We start from the raw sequence: 16703 nt of genomic DNA, 5'->3' as shown, positions 1-16703 counted from the left end.
GATGCATGGTCTCGATTTCAGCGTCGTCCCGCCCTACGCCGAACTCCTGTGGATGGGGGTCTGGTGGACCGTGGTGCTGACCGTGTCGGCCGCGGTGCTGAGCTTCTTCGGCGGCATCTTCTTCGCGCTCGTGGTTCTCTATGCGCCGGCGATCATCGCCTATCCGGTGCGGCTCTTCATGTGGCTGTTCATGGGTACGCCGCTCCTGTTGCAGCTCTTCCTGATCTATTTCGGTCTCGTCCAGATCGGCATCGACATTCCCGCGCTCGGCGCCGGCATTATCGGCCTCGGCCTGCACTTTGCCGTCTATAACGCCGACGTGCTCAGGGCCGGCATCGTCGCCGTGGATCCGGGCCAGTCGGAGGGCGCACGCAGCCTCGGCTTCGGAAGGTTCCAGACCCTGCGCTATGTCGTCGTGCCCCAGGCGGTGCGCAACACCGCCCCGCCGATCGGCAACAACATGATCGCACTCCTGAAGGAATCCTCGCTGGTTTCGGTCATCGGCATCGCCGAACTGGTGCATGCGGCGCAGCTGGCGATCAGCGAGACCTTCCGGCCGTTCGAGTTCTACATCACGGTGGCGGTGCTCTATTACGTACTCAATCTCGTCCTCGAAGCCGGTCTGCGGCAGGTCGAAAAGAAGGTGGAGGTATCGCGATGACCGTTCGGCGGCCAATGGTCGAAGTGAAGGGCGCCCGCAAGGCCTACGGCCCGCTCGAAGTGCTGAAAGGCATAGACCTTTCGGTCGATCGCGGACAGATCGTGGCCATTATCGGCCCGAGCGGGTCCGGCAAAAGCACGCTGCTGCGCTCGATCAACCATCTGGAAACGCTGAACGGCGGCGAGGTCTGGCTCGATGGCGTGCAGGTCAACCAGCCCCTGAGCGGCCGGGCCTTCGAGCATCACATCAATGCGGTGCGCCAGCAGATGGGTATGGTGTTCCAGCACTTCAACCTGTTCCCGCACCTGACCGTGCTCGAGAACATCATCATGGGGCCGGTGATCCTGAAGGGCATGCCCAAGGCAAAGGCCCGCGAGCTGGCGCATGAGCTCCTGTCGAAGGTCGGCCTTGCCGAAAAGATCGACACCTATCCCTCGCGCCTCTCGGGCGGCCAGAAGCAGCGCGTGGCGATCGCCCGCGCGCTGGCCATGCAGCCGAAGGTCATGCTGTTCGACGAGGCGACCTCCGCGCTCGATCCGGAACTGGTCGACGAGGTCAACGCCGTCATGAAGCAACTGGCCGCCGAGCACATGACCATGCTGATCGTCACCCACGAGATGCGTTTTGCCGGCGAGGTCGCCGATCGCGTGCTGTTCATGGACGGCGGCGTGGTTGTCGAGGAGGGCCCGCCCGACGAGATCTTCCGCGCCCCGCAGCAGGAGCGCACCCGGACTTTCCTGAGAAAATACCTCGCAGGCTGATGGATGCCACGATCATGATCAGAAAAGACTTTCCCGATTTTGGGCTGACGCCGGAACAGCGCCGCTTCGCCGTGCGCGGCCACTACTACGAATACCCGGGCATGGACGGCGGACGCGGCGAGATCTGGTGCTATTCCGACCGCTTCTCCTACGGGCCGGGCGAAAAGGTGACCCTGTTCGTCAGTTCCACGGCGCCGCGTTTCGATCTCGAGATCGTGCGCGACGGTGCCGTCGAAACGCCCGTCCTGACGCAAGGCAATATCGCGGCCCGCTGGCAGGAGACGCCCGACCAATGCTCGGTTCTCGGGTGCGGCTGGCAGGAGACCTTCGAATTCCGCATTCCCGAGGAATGGGCGTCCGGCGCCTATCGCCTGACGTTGCGGGCCGAAGGCCGGGACGGTGCGCCGATCCACTGCTATCATCTCTTCATCCTTCATCCGGCGCCCGCCGGAAAGAAGGGCCGCATCCTGCAGGTCGCCGCAACCGGAACCTGGACCGCCTACAACACCTGGGGCGGCTCCAACCACTATCAGGGCATCACCGGTCAGAACCGCGACCAGTACGCCACGGGCGTGAGCACCCAGCGGCCGTGGTGCCGCGGTTTCGTGGTCCTGCCAAAAGAGGCGCCGCGCGTGCCGCTGGAAGTCTCGCTGCAGGTGGGCACCACGCCGCGCTATCCGCATATGGAATGGGCCTATGCGACGGGCTACTCTAAGAAATACGCCTCCGCCGGCTGGGCGAGCTACGACAGCCATTTCTTCCGCTGGGCGGAGCGCGCCGGCTACGAGGTCGATCTCGCCAGTCAGCACGAGCTGCATTTCAAACCGGAAATCCTCGACGGTTACGATTGCGCCGTCTTCGTCGGCCACGACGAATACTGGACCTGGGAGATGCGCGATGCGGTCGACAATTTCGTCGGGCGCGGCGGGCATGCGGCGCGCTTCGCCGGGAATTTCATGTGGCAGACGCGTCTGGAAGACGAGGGTCGCCGCCAGGTTTGCTACAAATATCGCGCACGCGCCGAAGACCCCGCCTACAGGACCGGCGACGTCACCCGCGCCACCAACAGCTGGGAAGCGCCGGAAATCGGGCGTCCGGGTTCGGCGACCTTCGGTCTCAATTCCACCAACGGCGTTTATGCCGGCTGGGGCGGCTGTGCGCCGCGCGGCGTGCGGGGCTTTCCGGTCTGCCGGCCGGGCCACTGGGCCTTTGCCGGCACCGGTCTCTTCTATGGCGATCTTCTCGGCGCCGACAGCCACATCTACGGCTATGAGGTCGACGGCCTGGAATACGAGATCCGCCACGGCCTGCCATACCCGACGAAGACGAGCGGCGCGCCCGAGGGCCTTGAAATCCTCGCGCTCGGCATGGCGAGCCAGGTCGAGGAAAGCGACGTGCTCGCGCCCGAGGACGTGTTCTTCGGCGACGAGGACGGTCGCTTCATCGCCGAGACCCTCTATGGCGAGGCGAGTGACGAGAACCTCGAAAAGGTGCGTTATTCCAACGGCATGATCGTCAATTTCCCGAAAGGCAAGGGCGAGGTGTTCCATGCCGGAACCTGCGAATGGGTGGCCGGACTGCTGCGCAACGACGCCATGGTCGAACGCGTCACCAGGAACGTGCTCGACCGCTATCTCAAACGCTGACAGAGATCCAAGATGAACAAGCCACTGAAGACCGACGAACGTCCTGCCTCCCACCTCTTCTACCAGAGCCGCCTGCGCCGGCCGCTCGCAAGCCATGCCGAGGGCATCTACATCTGGGACGAGAACGGCCGGAAGGTCATCGACGGGTCGAGCGGCGCGATGGTCGTCAACATCGGCCATAGCAATCCCCGCGTCCTCGAGGCGATGAAGCGGCAGATGGACAAGGTGACCTTCGCCTACCGCCTGCATTTCGAGAACGAACCGGCCGAGGAACTGGCCCGCCGCCTCGCCGGCCTGATGCCGGAGGGCATGGACAAGGTGTTCTTCGTCTCCGGCGGCTCGGAGGCGGTGGAATCCTGCCTGAAGCTCGCGCGCCAGTGGGCCGTCGCGGTGGGGCAGGCGAGCCGCTACAAGGTGATCTCGCGCTTTCCCTCCTATCACGGCTCGACGCTCGGGGCGCTCGCCGTCACCGGTTACGATGCGCTCACCGCCCCCTTCCTGCCGATGATGCAGGCGATGCCGAAGATCAAGGCGCCGACCGCCTATCTCGACCGCGACAACCTCTCGATGGAGGAGCGCGGGCTGAAATATGCCGACATGCTGGAGGAGAAGATCCTCGCCGAAGGCCCGGAAAGCGTTCTCGCCTTCATCATGGAACCAATCGGCGGCGCCTCGACCGGGGCCCTCGTCGCGCCCGACAGCTATTATCCGCGCATCCGCGAGATCTGCGACCGCTACGGCATCCTGCTGATCCATGACGAAGTGATGAGCGGGGCGGGCCGCACGGGCAAATATCTCGGCGGCGACCACTGGAACTGCAAGCCGGACCTGATTGCCCTCTCCAAGGGCCTCGGCGCCGGCTATTGCCCGCTCGGCGCCATGATCGCCCCCTCGCGTCTGGTCCAACCGGTACTCGATGCCGGTGGCTTCGCTCACGGTTACACCTATGCCGGCAATCCGCTCGCCTGTGCGGCGGGGCTTGCCGTCCTCGACGAGATCGAGAACCACGACCTGCTCGGCAATGCGACGCGCGCCGGCAATCTCCTGCGCCACGAGCTCGAAGGGCTCGCCGAGCGCTTTCCCTTCATCGGCGACGTGCGTGGCAAGGGCCTGCTGCTCGCCGCCGAATTCATCGCCGACCGCGAGACGATGGCGCCGCTGCCGAAGGAGATGAACGCCTATCAGCGGGTGGTCGACATCGCTTACGAGCGTGGCCTCATCATCTATTCGCGGCGCACCCGAGGCGGCACCGAGGGCGACCATTTCCTCGTCTGCCCGCCGATGATCATCACGCCGGAAGAGATCGCCGAGACGGTCGGCATCCTCGAAAGCACGCTCGCCGAACTCGCCGCCGAGCTCGGCCTGCCCGTGAACCGCTGAAGGAGAGGCCGATGACCACGAAGACCGACCCCATGCGCAACAAGGTGATCATTACCTGCGCCGTCACCGGCTCGGTGCACACGCCGACCATGTCGCCCTACCTGCCGGTGACGCCGGACGAGATCGCAGCCGAAGCGATCGCCGCCGCCGATGCCGGTGCCGCGATCCTGCATCTGCACGCCCGCGATCCGAAGGACGGCCGCCCGAGCGCCGATCCGGCGGTCTTCCGGCAGTTCCTGCCGCGCATCAAGCAGGCGACGGACGCGGTGGTCAACATCTCGACCGGCGGCTCCTCGCTGATGGCGCTCGAAGCGCGTCTCGCTCCGGCACTCGATGCGGGTCCCGAGATGGCCTCCCTCAACATGGGCTCGATGAACTTCGCCCTCTTCCCGGTACTCGACAAGCCGCTGGAATGGAAGCACGCCTGGGAGCCGCAGTTACTCGAGGCGACCCGCGGCACGATCTTCAAGAACACCTTCGAGGACATGGAATTCATCCTCGACAGGCTCGGCCGGGGATGCGGCACACGCTTCGAATTCGAGTGCTACGATGTCGGGCATCTCTACTCGCTCGCCTATCTGCGCGACCGCGGCCTCGTCTCGGGGCGGCTCTTCATCCAGTTCGTCTTCGGCGTGCTCGGCGGCATCGGCGCCGATCCGGAAAACCTCACCCACATGAAGCGCATCGCCGACAAGCTCTTCGGTGCCGACTATAGTTTCTCGGTGCTCGCCGCCGGCCGCCACCAGATGCCGATGATCACCATGTCCGCCGCCATGGGCGGCCATGTCCGCGTCGGGCTGGAGGACAGCCTCTACAGCGGCCGCGGCCGTCTCGCCCGTAGCAATGCCGAGCAGGTCGAGCGCATCCGCAGCGTCCTCGACGCCCTGTCGCTCGAGATCGCCACCCCTGCCGAGGCGCGCGCTCATCTCGGCCTGAAGGGCGCCGATACGGTGGCCTTTTGACGGCGCACGGCTATCATCGCGCCGGCGACGGGAACCATGAAGAGGACGGGCAGGTCATGAGCGACGAGGGAAACGAGGCGGCGGCCCTGCGCATCCGTCCGGCGGAGCCGCAGGATGCAGAAGCGATGCACGCGGCGATCCTCGCGCTTGCCGGCCATCTCGGCCAGCAGGCGAAGATCAGGAGCACCGCGGAGGATTTCCGCCGCTACGGCTTCGGCCCGGAGGCGGCCTTTTCCGGCTTCATTGCCGAAGTGGACGGCGAGGTTGCCGGGCTCTGCCTGTTCTTTCCGATCTTCTCCACCTGGCTCGGCCGGCCGGGCGTCTACGTGCAGGACCTTTTCGTCGACGTGCGTTTCCGCGGGCGGAAGATCGGCGAGCGCCTCCTGCGCGCGGTCGCCGCCTGGTCGCGCAGGCGTGGCGGCGTCTATCTGCGCCTTGCGGTGGATACCGAAAACCTCTCCGCCCACGGCTTCTACGAGCGCGTGGGCCTCGCCTGGCTCTCGACCGACCGCGAGCACGGCGCCTATGGCGAGGCCTTCCAGGCGCTCGCCGGTCCCGATGAAACCCGACACGAGGAAATGTGATGAAAGCCTTCTACGCCGACGAGCAGAAGCGGCACGACCCGAAGATGTTCCTGTCGAGCGGTGCGCCGCTTCCCAATCCGGAGCAGCCCGAACGGGTCGAGCGCCTGCTCCTCGGCGCGAAGGCGGCCGGCTGCGAGATCGTCCGGCCGCGGGCCCACGGATTGGCCCCGATCGCCGCCGTCCACACGCCGGAATATCTCGAATTCCTGGAGCATATCTTCAGGCGCTGGCAGCGCATCGCCGGCGCCTCGGAGGAGGTTATCCCGAACATCCATCCGCTCGCCCGCACCGGGCGCTACCCCGCATCCGCCGTCGGCCAGGCCGGCTACCACATGGCCGACACGGCGTGCCCGATCTCCGCCGAAACCTGGGAGAGCGTCTGCTGGAGCGCATGGAGCGCAGTGGAGGCGGCAGAGGCGGTGTTCGCAGGCGCGCCGACCGCCTACGCGCTTTGCCGACCGCCCGGCCACCATGCCTTCACCGATGTCGCCGGCGGTTTCTGCTTCGTCAACAATTCCGCGGTCGCCGCGCAGCATCTGCGCCGGTCGGCCGCGCGGGTGGCGATCCTCGACGTCGATCTCCATCACGGCAACGGCACGCAGGGCATCTTCTATGCGCGCCCCGATGTGCTGACGATCTCGCTTCATGCCGATCCGGTGCGCTTCTACCCCTTCTTCTGGGGCCACGCCGACGAGCGCGGGGAGGGGCCCGGCCTCGGCTACAACCTCAATCTGCCGCTGCCGCGCCAGTCGGGCGACGAGGATTTCCTGCTCGCTCTCGGCGCCGCCTTCCGCCGCATCCGTGCCTTTTCTCCCGATGCTCTCGTCGTGGCGCTCGGGCTCGATGCCTTCGAGGGTGACCCCTTCGGCGGGCTGTCGGTGACGACGCCCGGTTTTTCGCGGATCGGCGAGGCGATTGCCGGCCTCAAGCTGCCGACCGTCATCGTTCAGGAGGGCGGCTATCTCTGCGACGCGCTTTCCGACAATCTCACCGCATTCCTCTCCGCCTTCGGGGCAGGCGCCGGCGGCTGATCCATCATGCTGCCGGATGCCTCTTTACATCATCGCGTCCGGCAGCATCTTGAAACGGACACAATGCATAGTCATCTATAGCTTCGATATCGGGCTTGATGCGGCTGGCGCTCCAGGGAGAGCGCCTCTTGAATGCACGCATCGGACATCGGCTCTCACGACGAGCCTTGAGCTTTCCCCTGCAGCCTGAATTCTTCCCAAGACATAATTGCGGCTGGTCGCATCCAAAGACCGCCGCCTAGGAAAACTATGCAAAAGACACAAACACTGACGACCAACAAACCGAAAACCATTTCGTTGCCCCGGCGCCTGCCGGTCGCCGCCCATGCCGCCAAGCGCATCGCCGCATCCGCAACCTGGCGGCCGGCCATCGTGCGCTTCAGCCGCGAGGAAATGCGCGCGATCGTCGCCGAACAGATCGACTGACGCCACGGCGCCCTGCACCTGTCCCTTTAAAACCAATCTTCCACCAAGGAGAGGCCGGTAAGACCGGCCTGAACACCAAAAATGAGCAAAAGACCAACCCGCGGGCCTCGCCAGAAGAGCCCGTCAAACAACCGCGCCCGCAGCGGCGCACGCGGCGGCTCGCACGGCCCGGCGACCTCGCCCAAGGCCGCAATGGACCGCTACGAGCACTATCTTGCGCTGGCGCAGGAAACCGCCCGCTCGGGCGACCGCATCGAAGCGGAAAACTACTACCAGCATGCCGAACATTATTATCGCAGCGCCGCGGCGATTACCGCCGCAGCCGCGGAAAAGACCCCTCACGCCTGAGGCGTGCTTTCCCTCATGACCGGCGGACGCACCGCTCCGTGACGATTGCCTGCATGGGCACGTCGTGCCGCTGCGGGTGGATGGTCGGGATCTCCTGTAATCCGTAACCGACGCCGATCGCCATCGGCCGGCCGGCAAGCCCCGCCAGCGTGCGGTCGTAATAGCCGCCGCCGTAGCCGAGGCGATAGAAGTCGCGGTCGAAACCGACCAGCGGCGCGATCACCACGTCCGGCGTGACCTCCGGCCCCTCAGCCGGGTAGGGAATGTTCCACACCCCGCGTTCGAGTTTCTCGCCCTCCGCCCAGGCGCGGAAGGTGAGCGGCCGTCCCTTTTCAACGACGATCGGGAGCAGGGCCTTGCCGCCCCTTGCCGTCACCGACGCCATCCAGGGCCGGAGGTCAGGTTCGCCGCGAAAGGGCCAATAGAGGCTGATTGCCTTGCCGGCAACCTCGGGAACGAGCGTATCGAGCCGCTCGGCGATCAGCCGCGAATAGCTCGCCCGCGCGTCCGGCGAGAGCGCCATGCGCTGGGCGATCAGCCGCTCCCGCTCCGCCGAGCGCCATCGTCCGACGTCATGCGGTTCCACAGGTGTGAGCCCCATATAGGCTGGGTCGATCTCGTGCATGAAACAGGCCGGCGAAGCATATTCGCGGCTTTCCTCGTCATCGTCGCGACCGGACATAAAATCCTCTCTCTGCCGGCGTGGAACGAACTTTCCCCGCAAGCCGGCGAAGCGGCAATAATCTTCCTTGAGTACCATTCCGCCATCGCCAATAAAACGGGCAATCTGCTCTTTTCGGAAGCAGGTCCCGTCAAAAGAGCGAGCAAATGGCCGGAAAATGACCAATAAACCCGTTCGCAACCGGCGTTTCCGGCCCGAAAACCGCTTTCCCTTCTTCCACCCCATCCTTGCCGGCGCGACGCTGCGCGAACGTCTGCTCGCCTGCCTCGGCGCACTGATCGCGACCACGCTCACCGGCCTCGTCTGCGGAGCGCTGCTCGGCCCGGATCCGCACCTGCCCTTGATCGTTGCGCCGATCGGCGCCTCTGCAGTCATCCTCTTCGTCGTTCCCTCGAGCCCGCTCGGACAGCCCTGGTCGGTCATCGGCGGCAATGTGATATCGGGTATCGTCGGGCTCACCGTCGCGCAGCTGGTGGCGGAGCCGGTGCTTGCGACCGGGATTGCCGCGGCGCTGGCAATCGCCGCCATGTCGCTCACCCGCTCGCTTCATCCGCCCGGCGGTGCCGTCGCCATGACGGCGGTGCTCGGCAATGCCGCGCTCGCCAAATGGGGCTATCTCTATCCCTTCATCCCGGTCGGACTGAACTCCTGCCTGCTGGTCGGCCTCGCCTTCGCCTTCCACCGGGCGACAGGCCGCGCCTATCCGCATGTCGCAGCACCCCGTCCGGTGAACACCCACGAGACCCGCGACCTGCCGCCGCCGGTCCGCGTCGGCTTCCGCGAGGAGGACATCGATGCGGCGCTCGCCGCGCTCGACGAGACCTTCGACATCGACCGCGGCGATCTCGAACGGCTGCTGAAGCAGGTCGAGGTCGAGGCGACGATCCGGGCACACGGCCCGCTTTCGTGCGGCGACATCATGTCCCGCGATGTGGTAACCGTCGGCGAACGGGCCTCGCCGGGCGAGGCCCGTCAGCTTCTCCTGCATCACAATATCCGCACGCTGCCGGTGACCGGGGAGGACGACCGTCTGCTCGGCACAGTCGGTCTCAGGGAACTCGCCCATGCCGACAAGGAGATCGCCGGCGTCATCTCCGCCGCGGCGACCGCCGCCGTCGATGATCCGGCGCTCGGCCTGCTGCCGCTCCTGACCGACGGCCGCGCCCACGCCGTCGTCATCGTCGATGGCGACAGGCACATTCTGGGGCTGATTTCGCAGACCGATCTGCTCGCCGCAATCGCCCGGACCTTGCCCGGCATGCCCGGGCATGCGAGCCTCGTCGGTGCGCCGCCTGTACTGGTCGCGGCGCAATAGGACGGGAGCCATGCCATGAAGATCGAACGCGACGCGAAGGGCGATTTCCTCGTCGATTCCGCCGAAATCGCTGGCCGGTTCGGCCTTTCGGAAGAGGATTTCCGAACGCGCATGCGCCACGGGCTCATCAAGAGTACGGTCGAGACCGGCGAGGGCGAGGATGCCGGCACCTGCCGTCTCAGCCTTCGCCTCGGAAACCGCGTCTGGCGGGCGATCCTCGACGGCGAGGACCGCGTGATCCGGGAGGGCGTTTCCTTCGTCCGCGGCGAGCTCCTGCGCCGTCCGGAGGCCGGCGGGCACGAGTAACACGCCAGCCGCGGCGTCAGAGCGTGCGGCCGAAGCGGAAGTGCCTTCCGTCCGCAGTCGAGAGATCGACGGTCATCTCTGGAGCGGCCGTCGCCACCGCCCGGATATCCTCCTGCTTCATCAGGCTGAACGCCGTCGAGAAGGCGTCGGCCATCGTCGCCGACGGCGCCACCACGCTCATGCGGTGGTAGAGCGGCGGCACCGCGCCCTGTCGCGGATCGAGGATGTGCCCGAAACGGCCGGAGGTGTCGAAGTGGAAGCCGGAGGCGCTGGAGGTCGCGACCGCCTTGTCGATGACCGGCAGCACGATTTCCGGTTCCTCGCCCATTTCGCTTTCCGCGAGCCCGATCCGCCACGGGCTGCCGTCGGCCTTCGCGCCGATCGCGCGGCTTTCACCCATCTCGACGAGGCTGCTGGTCACGCCGGCGTCGCGCAACAGCGCCACCACCCGGTCGGTGATGTAACCCTGGGCAATGCCGTTCAGCGTGAGCGCCATGCCGGCCTTTGCGAAGGCGATGCGGTCGCGATTGACGTGCACGCCGCCGAAGCCGACCATCGAAAGCGCTTGCGTCAGCGCCCTGCCGTCCGGTCCGGACGGGTCTGCTCCAAGGCCCTGGAAGTGGCGGGCATAGAGCATCCAAAGCGGCTGCACGGTCGGGTCGAAGGCGCCGCCCGTCGTTTCCCAGGCGGTCCGGCAATGGCCGAGCAGGTCCACGAGATCGGCGGGCGGCGTGGCAAGCGCACCCGTCCGGTTGAGCTCGGAAAGCACGGAATCCGGTCGATAGAGGCTGAATATTTCCTCCAGCCGACGAACCTCGGCGACCACCCGGGCGACGAGCGTCTCGGCTTCCGCCTTGTCGGGTTGATTGAGGATCAGGGTCGCCGGCGCGCCGAGCGCCTGCCCTTGCCAGGTCACGGGCGCGACTGCTGCCCGTGCACGGCCGGCGAAGGGAATGAGGGGGAGCCCCGCGACGGCGGCCATGATGGTCAGCGCCCGGCGGCGGTTGAAAGCCTCAGCCATTGTTCTGTCCTTTCTCGTCCGTGCCGTTGCCGAGCACGTAATCCTGCGGGACCTCGTCGAAGCGGACGATGCGGCCGCCGTTCTTCTGTGCAAACTCCTTGGCCGCCGCCTCGGTCGAGAACGGCACCGTTTCCTCGCTGCCCATGCCGCCACGCGCCGAGCTGCCTATGACGAAGAAGGCTTTGCGCGCGTCGACCCAGTTTTCCGCCCCCGGCGCGTCCCAGTTCGGCGCCTTCGCCATGTCGGAAACGTAGATCGCCGCGATGTCCTTCGGCTCTTCCGGCAGCATGGTGAAGGCGAGTGCATCGCGCGCCGTCGAGAACCAGATCGGCTCCGGGATCTGTTCGAGGATGATCTGTCCCTTCGGGCCTGCATGCTCCAGCACGTTCATGCCGCAGTATCGGCCCATCGCCTCTTCGGTCAGCGCGTAAGGGGCCGGCACCTCGGCCTTCTTCTCCTCGCTGCATCCGGTCAGCAGCAGGAAGGCGAGGAGGCTTGAAGCGAGAACAAGCGGTTTCATAGTTCTCTCCGCGAGAAAAGCAGGGTCGCAGCGGCAAGCGGCGCCAGCGTCCAGACCGCAAGGGCGGCGAGAAGCAGAACAGGCGAGAGGCCGGTATGGGCGGCGACCCCGCCGAGGCCGGAAAGTGCACCCGCTTCGCCCGAGCCGAGATTGAGGAGCCGGTAGGCGTCGGTGGGATTTGCGAGAAGCAGCAGGTCGAGGAGCCAGGACGGCACCGTCTTTCCCTGCGCGGCGACGAGTGCGCCGAGGAGCGCCATGTCGTAGATCAGGACGAAGAACAGCCAGATGCCGACGGCAATCCCGCCTGCCGTGCTGCGCTCGCCGGAAAGCGCGCTCGCCACGTAGCCGATCGCGGTGAAGACGGCGCCGAGCAGCACGGAGGAGGCGATCATGGCGAGGAAGGCCCGCAGGCTTTCGGCGTCGATCGCCGTGCCGGTGGCCGCAAGTGCGGCGGCGGCGGCGCCGTAGCCGAAAACGGTTGCGAAGGCGAGGATCGCCAGGTGACCGAGAAACTTGCCGAAGATGACCTCGCGCCGGCCGAGCGGGTAGCTGAGCAGCAAGAGCATCGTGCCGCGCTCCATCTCGCCGACGATCGCATCGTGGGAGAGAAGCAGCGCGATCAGCGGCACGAGAAAGATCGTCAGGCTCGCGAGCGAGACGATGACGACGTCGAGCCGCCCGGCGCCGACATTGCCGGTCGGGGCGCTGCCGAGGAAGGTGAGCGTAAGCGCGAGTGCGGCAAGCAGCAGCGTGGTCGCGAGCACCCAGCGGTTCCTGAGCCCTTCCTGGATTTCCTTGCGGGCGATGATCAATAGGTTGGTCATGGTCTCTGCTGCCCTCTCAGGAAATGCGCATAAAGATCGTCGAGCGTCGGCTCGGAGACGCTGAGGGCGCTGAGCGTCGCCGGCGTCGAGGTCACCTTCCTGAGCAGCGCGATCTTCTCCTCGGGCGCCACGTCCGTCTCGAAGGCGCCGTCGCCGAGGTCCCGCCACGGCGTGGTGCCGTTGATGCCCTGCGGCTTCTCGGTGCCCTCGGCGACCTTGAGGCTGATCCGCGTCGGCAGGCGCGCGATGCGGCGCAGGTCGTCGAGCGTACCGTCGGCGATCTTGACGCCGTCGTTGACGATGACAACACGGTCGGCGCGGCCCTCGAGTTCGGTGAGTGCGTGGGAGGAGAGAAGCACCGTCGTGCCCTTGTCCCGCAGCTCGGCGATGAGGTCGTAGAAGCTGCGGCGGAGCGCCGGGTCGAGGCCGCTCGTCGGTTCGTCGAGAAGCAGGATGCGCGGCTCGCCGAGCAGCGCCTGCGCGAGCCCGAGGCGCTGCCGCATGCCCTTGGAATAGGTCCGGACCGGCCGGTCGGCGGCGAGCGGTGCGAGCCCGACCCGCTCGAAGAGACCGGGGATTTCTGCCTCGTCGACGCGCTTCAGCCGCGCATAGAAGGAGAGTGTTTCCCGGCCGGTGAGCGCCATGTGGAAGGAGACGCTTTCGGGAAGATAGCCGAGCCGGCGGCGCACCGCGAAGTCGCCGCTCGACGGGTCCTCGCCGAGCACCTCGACGGAACCGGTCGTCGGCCGGATGAGGCCGAGCATGAGCTTGATGAGCGTGGTCTTTCCGGCACCGTTGTGGCCGACGAGCGCGATTGTCTCGCCGGCGCCGAGCGTGAAGGAAACGTCGCGCACGGCCTCGACCTTGCCGTAGCGCTTGCCGACGGCGGAGATGCTGACTGTCTTCGTCATCGGACGATCCCCTTGCCGGCCGTCGCCATGTCGGCGGGCGGTGTCATCAGTGGCCGGCTGTCGACCACGCCGCCCGGCAGCAATGCGGGAAACTGCGCCTGCGCCCAGCGGATCACCTGCACCGCCGGGCTGCTGGTCAGCAGCTTCGCCTGCGGTGCGGTCCAGAGGACGCGGTCGATCAGATCGTTCGGCCGGTACGGCGTATCGCCGATGCCGTCGCCGTCGAGATCGAAGGCGGGATTGTCGCTCCAGTAATTGCCGCGCCCGCCCTCCGACCAGTCGAGATAGCGGGTGCCGACGTATTTGACCTGGTTGCGGTTGTCGATGAATGCATTGCCGCTCATGCGGTTGCCCTCCGAGCCGGCGGTGAAATGGATGCCGATCGCACAACCCTCGAACAGGTTGTCGGCGAAACGGTTCTGGTTGGCGTTGTAGATGAAGACGCATTTCTCCGGCCCGAGCCGGGTGTCGCCGAGGCTGACGGTCTCGTCGTCACTCGATTGCGGTACGCCGTGCTCCGAACGTGTGCCGGCGCTGCGCCAGCGGTCGATGGGCTGCATGCGGCCGATCACCGCGTTGCCGGTGATGACGGAATCATTGGCGTAGTTGAGCAGCAGGCCGTGGTCGCGGTCGCCGTCGGAGATGTTGCCGGTAACCTTCAGCCGCTTCGAGAACATGATCGCGTAGCCGATCGAGTTGCCGATCGAGACGTTGTCGCTCACTTCGCTGTCGTTGGTGTACATGTAGTGCACGGCAAAGCGCAGGTCGCGGAAGCGGTTGCCACGGAAGACGTTGTTCTTGCTGGCGTTCGTGGCGATGCCGTCGCGGCCGAAACGGATGTCGTTGTCGAGTACCTTCGCGCCGGGCGCGTTCCACACGGTGACGCCGTTTCCGGCCTCGTTTACCCGTCCTTCCTCGATGCCGACGATATGGTTGCCGCGCGCCACGGAATCGCGGGCGCCGTGCAGGTAGATGCCGAAGAGGTTGCCGTCGAGCGCATTGTTCTCGACGACCGCGCCGGTCGCCGTTTCCGCTACGAAGATGCCGGAATCGAGCTCGGCGATGTTGCGGCCCGATCCGTTGACCGAGAGGCCGCGAACGGTGGCGTTCTCGGCGTTTACGGTGATGACGCTGCCGCGGCCGGGGCCGGCGATGATCGCACCCTTCTCACCGGCAAGCGTCAGCGGTTTGTCGATGGTGACCGGCCCGCGATAGGTCCCTGCCTGCAGCATGATGGTGTCACCGGGCGCCGCCCGGTCGATCACCGCCTGCAAGGCAGTATCCTGCGACGGCGAAACCTCGAGTTCCGCCGCGAAGGCAAAAGGTGGGAGGGCGGCCGTAAAGGCCGCCATCCCGATCAGTGTTGCCGCAGAAAGGCGGATCATCATGCCGCCTTCGGCTCGACGAACATGCGGCCCTTCATCTCCATGTGCAGTGCATGGCAGAACCACGAGCAGTAGTACCAGTAGACGCCGGCCTTGGTGGCTTTGAACGTCACCGATGCTGTCGCCTGCGGGGCCACTTCCATGTTGATGCCGTAGTTGACGATGGCGAAGCCGTGCGTCAGGTCCTCGACCTCGTCGATGTTGGTGATGTAGACGGTCACTTCGTCGCCCTGCTTGACCGTGAAGTCCTCGAGCCCGTAGGCCGGTGCCGAGGAGGTCATGTAGACGCGCACCTTGTTGCCGTCGCGGATCACCGTGCTGTCCGCCATCAGGTCGACGCCGTCGACCTTCGCCTGGGCCACCGCATCGGCGAAGAACGGGTCGTCGCGCTTCCAGATGCTGATCGGGTTGATCTTCGAGGCGTGGACCAGCGTCGCGTCATGCGGCTCGGCGAAGGTCGGGTTGTCGTGGACGATCACCATCTCGTCGCCGGAAATGTCGATCAGTTGGTCGTTCTCGGGCTTCAGCGGACCGACGTTGAGGTAACGGTCCTTGGAGAACTTGTTGAGCGACACCAGCCACTTGCCGTCGGCTTCCTTGGTCTGGCCCATGGAGCTGTGGTTGTGGCCCGGCTGATAGTGGACGTCGAGCTTCTGGCGGATCGGATCGACCTTCTCGCCGGCATAGGCCTTCTTGGCGTCCTCGATGTTCCACTTGCAGATCTGGCTGTCGATGAACAGCGTCGTATAGGCGTTGCCACGGCCGTCATAGGCGGTGTGCAGCGGCCCGAGACCGAGTTCCGGCTCGGCGACGACCGTGTCGCGCGGCTGGATCTTGTCTTCGAACAGGTCATCGAACTTGCGAACGTCGAAGACCGTGACGGTCGGCGAAAGCTTGCCGTTCGCCACGACGTGGATACCGTCCGGCGCGGTGTTGATGCCGTGCGGGCTGTTCGATACCGGGATGTAGCGGGTGTAGGGCGAACCGTGACGGCCGTCGAGAACGGGCACGCCGCCCAGCTCCTCGAAGTCGCCCTTGGCCACGCCTTCCTCGATGCGCTTCAGGTTGAACACGACCACCCAGTCCTGCTCGCTCGCCATCATCTCGGCGAGGTTCACGCCCTCTTCGGAGTTGTAGCAGGTGGCGAAGGCATACTTGCCCTGATAGTCGGCGTCGACGTTGTCGAGGTTGCCGTCGACCTTGATCTGCCAGGCGACCTTCATCGTATCGCCGTCGATCCCCGAGAAGATCGCGTGATACTGCTTGTGGTCGTCGAGGATCTTGCCGTCGTTCGGGATCGGCACGCGGTCTTCACCGTTGGCGAAGACATAGCCGGTGCGCGGGTACTTCTGGACGCGCAGGCCATGCACGGTGTGCTGGTTCGGCAGCTCGATGATCTTGTCGCACTTCATCACGTCGAGACGGATGCGGCAGACGCGGGTGTTGGCCTTGTCGTTGGCGAAGAGGTAGCGGCCGTCATAGGTCCCTTCGGTCTGCGACGGATGCGGGTGGTGCAGGTCGCCGTTCATGTAGATGCCGCCCTTGTCCGCCAGGAATTCCTTGGTTTCCGGCAGCAGTCCCTCGGTCATCACCTTGCGGCTCTCGTTGGTGAGACCCCAGCCGGTCGCGCTGCAGCGGTTGAAGACCGGAATGCGCATCATTTCGCGCATGGACGGCACGCCGACCAGGCGGATTTCGCCGGTCTGGCCGCTCGAGAAGAAGGCGTAGTACTCATCGAGTTCGCCGGGCTTCACTTCGTAATTGTTGCGGCCCGCCGTCTCCTGCGCCTTTGCCGGGGTCGCCGTACCGCCGGTCAGCGTCAGTGCTCCGCTGACGGTGGCCGCGCCGGCGGCCGCGGCGATCGCCGTGGTTCCGAGCATCTGACGTCTGTTCAGGCGCATTTTCTCTTCGTTTGACATACTACCTCTCCTTGGGTGGTT

Annotated in this window: 18 protein-coding genes; 11 read left to right on the top strand and 7 right to left on the bottom strand. The window is 65.8% G+C overall.

All coding sequences use genetic code 11. The features are described 5' to 3' along the window. The first annotated feature begins 1 nt into the window (after position 1). From H4I97_RS12365 to H4I97_RS12325, 9 genes are all read left to right on the top strand, one after another. Positions 2-661 carry an amino acid ABC transporter permease gene (locus H4I97_RS12365; RefSeq protein WP_182304942.1) on the top strand — a complete coding sequence of 220 codons (660 nt, stop codon included), beginning with the start codon at positions 2-4 and terminating at the stop codon, positions 659-661. Further along, complete coding sequence (locus tag H4I97_RS12360) at positions 658-1422, top strand: amino acid ABC transporter ATP-binding protein (RefSeq protein WP_280527678.1); 765 nt, start codon at positions 658-660, stop codon at positions 1420-1422. Before H4I97_RS12365 ends, H4I97_RS12360 begins: the two co-directional genes overlap by 4 nt. Positions 1423-1436: 14 nt before the next feature. Next, the gene (locus H4I97_RS12355; protein ID WP_182304941.1) at positions 1437-3068 is read left to right on the top strand and encodes a N,N-dimethylformamidase beta subunit family domain-containing protein; all 1632 of its coding nucleotides are present in this window, start codon (positions 1437-1439) and stop codon (positions 3066-3068) included. 12 nt (positions 3069-3080) lie between these two features. Next, positions 3081-4448, top strand: coding sequence for an aminotransferase family protein (locus tag H4I97_RS12350; protein ID WP_182304940.1), 1368 nt, complete (start codon positions 3081-3083; stop codon positions 4446-4448). Between the two features lie 11 nt (positions 4449-4459). Beyond that, on the top strand, positions 4460-5410 hold the full coding sequence (gene kce / locus H4I97_RS12345; protein ID WP_244658642.1) for a 3,5-dioxohexanoate:acetyl-CoA acetone transferase: 951 nt from the start codon (positions 4460-4462) through the stop codon (positions 5408-5410). 56 nt (positions 5411-5466) lie between these two features. After that, positions 5467-5994, top strand: coding sequence for a GNAT family N-acetyltransferase (locus H4I97_RS12340; RefSeq protein ID WP_244658641.1), 528 nt, complete (start codon positions 5467-5469; stop codon positions 5992-5994). After that, complete coding sequence (locus H4I97_RS12335; protein WP_182304939.1) at positions 5994-7025, top strand: histone deacetylase family protein; 1032 nt, start codon at positions 5994-5996, stop codon at positions 7023-7025. The genes H4I97_RS12340 and H4I97_RS12335 overlap by 1 nt, the downstream gene beginning before the upstream one ends. 249 nt (positions 7026-7274) lie before the next feature. Further along, complete coding sequence (locus H4I97_RS12330) at positions 7275-7451, top strand: hypothetical protein (RefSeq protein ID WP_182304938.1); 177 nt, start codon at positions 7275-7277, stop codon at positions 7449-7451. A gap of 81 nt (positions 7452-7532) precedes the next feature. Next, a complete protein-coding gene (locus H4I97_RS12325; RefSeq protein WP_182304937.1) occupies positions 7533-7799 on the top strand; it encodes a DUF4167 domain-containing protein in 267 nt (88 codons plus the stop codon). Positions 7800-7812: 13 nt separating this feature from the next. Here the strand turns inward: H4I97_RS12325 and H4I97_RS12320 are convergent, their stop codons facing one another. Next, on the bottom strand, positions 7813-8481 hold the full coding sequence (locus H4I97_RS12320; protein WP_244658640.1) for a 5-formyltetrahydrofolate cyclo-ligase: 669 nt from the start codon (positions 8479-8481) through the stop codon (positions 7813-7815). A gap of 157 nt (positions 8482-8638) precedes the next feature. Here H4I97_RS12320 and H4I97_RS12315 point away from each other — a divergent pair, with 157 nt between their 5' ends. Both H4I97_RS12315 and H4I97_RS12310 read left to right on the top strand, forming a co-directional pair. Further along, positions 8639-9796: an HPP family protein gene (locus H4I97_RS12315; protein ID WP_182304936.1), complete on the top strand. Its 1158-nt coding sequence runs from the start codon at positions 8639-8641 to the stop codon at positions 9794-9796. Between the two features lie 15 nt (positions 9797-9811). After that, positions 9812-10102 carry a DUF6522 family protein gene (locus H4I97_RS12310; protein WP_182304935.1) on the top strand — a complete coding sequence of 97 codons (291 nt, stop codon included), beginning with the start codon at positions 9812-9814 and terminating at the stop codon, positions 10100-10102. 16 nt (positions 10103-10118) lie between these two features. Here the strand turns inward: H4I97_RS12310 and H4I97_RS12305 are convergent, their stop codons facing one another. From H4I97_RS12305 to nosZ, 6 genes are read right to left on the bottom strand one after another with little or no spacing between them, the layout of a single operon-like run. After that, entirely contained in the window at positions 10119-11123 is a 1005-nt protein-coding gene (locus H4I97_RS12305; RefSeq protein WP_182304934.1) for an FAD:protein FMN transferase, read from the bottom strand. Beyond that, on the bottom strand, positions 11116-11643 hold the full coding sequence (locus tag H4I97_RS12300) for a nitrous oxide reductase accessory protein NosL (RefSeq protein ID WP_182304933.1): 528 nt from the start codon (positions 11641-11643) through the stop codon (positions 11116-11118). Before H4I97_RS12300 ends, H4I97_RS12305 begins: the two co-directional genes overlap by 8 nt. Beyond that, positions 11640-12467 carry an ABC transporter permease subunit gene (locus H4I97_RS12295; RefSeq protein WP_182304932.1) on the bottom strand — a complete coding sequence of 276 codons (828 nt, stop codon included), beginning with the start codon at positions 12465-12467 and terminating at the stop codon, positions 11640-11642. The genes H4I97_RS12300 and H4I97_RS12295 overlap by 4 nt, the downstream gene beginning before the upstream one ends. Next, on the bottom strand, positions 12464-13378 hold the full coding sequence (locus H4I97_RS12290; protein ID WP_182304931.1) for an ABC transporter ATP-binding protein: 915 nt from the start codon (positions 13376-13378) through the stop codon (positions 12464-12466). The genes H4I97_RS12295 and H4I97_RS12290 overlap by 4 nt, the downstream gene beginning before the upstream one ends. Then, complete coding sequence (locus H4I97_RS12285) at positions 13375-14766, bottom strand: nitrous oxide reductase family maturation protein NosD (RefSeq protein ID WP_378143478.1); 1392 nt, start codon at positions 14764-14766, stop codon at positions 13375-13377. Before H4I97_RS12285 ends, H4I97_RS12290 begins: the two co-directional genes overlap by 4 nt. Further along, positions 14763-16682, bottom strand: coding sequence for a TAT-dependent nitrous-oxide reductase (gene nosZ, locus H4I97_RS12280; protein WP_182304930.1), 1920 nt, complete (start codon positions 16680-16682; stop codon positions 14763-14765). Before nosZ ends, H4I97_RS12285 begins: the two co-directional genes overlap by 4 nt. Positions 16683-16703: the final 21 nt, after the last annotated feature.

Origin of the sequence: Ciceribacter thiooxidans, assembly GCF_014126615.1 — a bacterium.
GTDB classification, from domain to species: domain Bacteria; phylum Pseudomonadota; class Alphaproteobacteria; order Rhizobiales; family Rhizobiaceae; genus Allorhizobium; species Allorhizobium thiooxidans.
Note: the sequence above shows the minus strand (reverse complement) of the source record. Positions and strands in the feature narration are given on the sequence as shown.

Excerpts from the sequence above, each read along its gene's own strand:
- H4I97_RS12365 (WP_182304942.1), top strand. The coding sequence starts at position 2 with ATGCATGGTCTCGATTTCAGCGTCGTCCCGCCCTACGCCGAACTCCTG.
- H4I97_RS12360 (WP_280527678.1), top strand. The coding sequence starts at position 658 with ATGACCGTTCGGCGGCCAATGGTCGAAGTGAAGGGCGCCCGCAAGGCC.
- H4I97_RS12355 (WP_182304941.1), top strand. The coding sequence starts at position 1,437 with ATGATCAGAAAAGACTTTCCCGATTTTGGGCTGACGCCGGAACAGCGC.
- H4I97_RS12350 (WP_182304940.1), top strand. The coding sequence starts at position 3,081 with ATGAACAAGCCACTGAAGACCGACGAACGTCCTGCCTCCCACCTCTTC.
- kce (WP_244658642.1), top strand. The coding sequence starts at position 4,460 with ATGACCACGAAGACCGACCCCATGCGCAACAAGGTGATCATTACCTGC.
- H4I97_RS12340 (WP_244658641.1), top strand. The coding sequence starts at position 5,467 with ATGAGCGACGAGGGAAACGAGGCGGCGGCCCTGCGCATCCGTCCGGCG.
- H4I97_RS12335 (WP_182304939.1), top strand. The coding sequence starts at position 5,994 with ATGAAAGCCTTCTACGCCGACGAGCAGAAGCGGCACGACCCGAAGATG.
- H4I97_RS12330 (WP_182304938.1), top strand. The coding sequence starts at position 7,275 with ATGCAAAAGACACAAACACTGACGACCAACAAACCGAAAACCATTTCG.
- H4I97_RS12325 (WP_182304937.1), top strand. The coding sequence starts at position 7,533 with ATGAGCAAAAGACCAACCCGCGGGCCTCGCCAGAAGAGCCCGTCAAAC.
- H4I97_RS12320 (WP_244658640.1), bottom strand. The coding sequence starts at position 8,481 with ATGTCCGGTCGCGACGATGACGAGGAAAGCCGCGAATATGCTTCGCCG.
- H4I97_RS12315 (WP_182304936.1), top strand. The coding sequence starts at position 8,639 with ATGACCAATAAACCCGTTCGCAACCGGCGTTTCCGGCCCGAAAACCGC.
- H4I97_RS12310 (WP_182304935.1), top strand. The coding sequence starts at position 9,812 with ATGAAGATCGAACGCGACGCGAAGGGCGATTTCCTCGTCGATTCCGCC.
- H4I97_RS12305 (WP_182304934.1), bottom strand. The coding sequence starts at position 11,123 with ATGGCTGAGGCTTTCAACCGCCGCCGGGCGCTGACCATCATGGCCGCC.
- H4I97_RS12300 (WP_182304933.1), bottom strand. The coding sequence starts at position 11,643 with ATGAAACCGCTTGTTCTCGCTTCAAGCCTCCTCGCCTTCCTGCTGCTG.
- H4I97_RS12295 (WP_182304932.1), bottom strand. The coding sequence starts at position 12,467 with ATGACCAACCTATTGATCATCGCCCGCAAGGAAATCCAGGAAGGGCTC.
- H4I97_RS12290 (WP_182304931.1), bottom strand. The coding sequence starts at position 13,378 with ATGACGAAGACAGTCAGCATCTCCGCCGTCGGCAAGCGCTACGGCAAG.
- H4I97_RS12285 (WP_378143478.1), bottom strand. The coding sequence starts at position 14,766 with ATGATGATCCGCCTTTCTGCGGCAACACTGATCGGGATGGCGGCCTTT.
- nosZ (WP_182304930.1), bottom strand. The coding sequence starts at position 16,682 with ATGTCAAACGAAGAGAAAATGCGCCTGAACAGACGTCAGATGCTCGGA.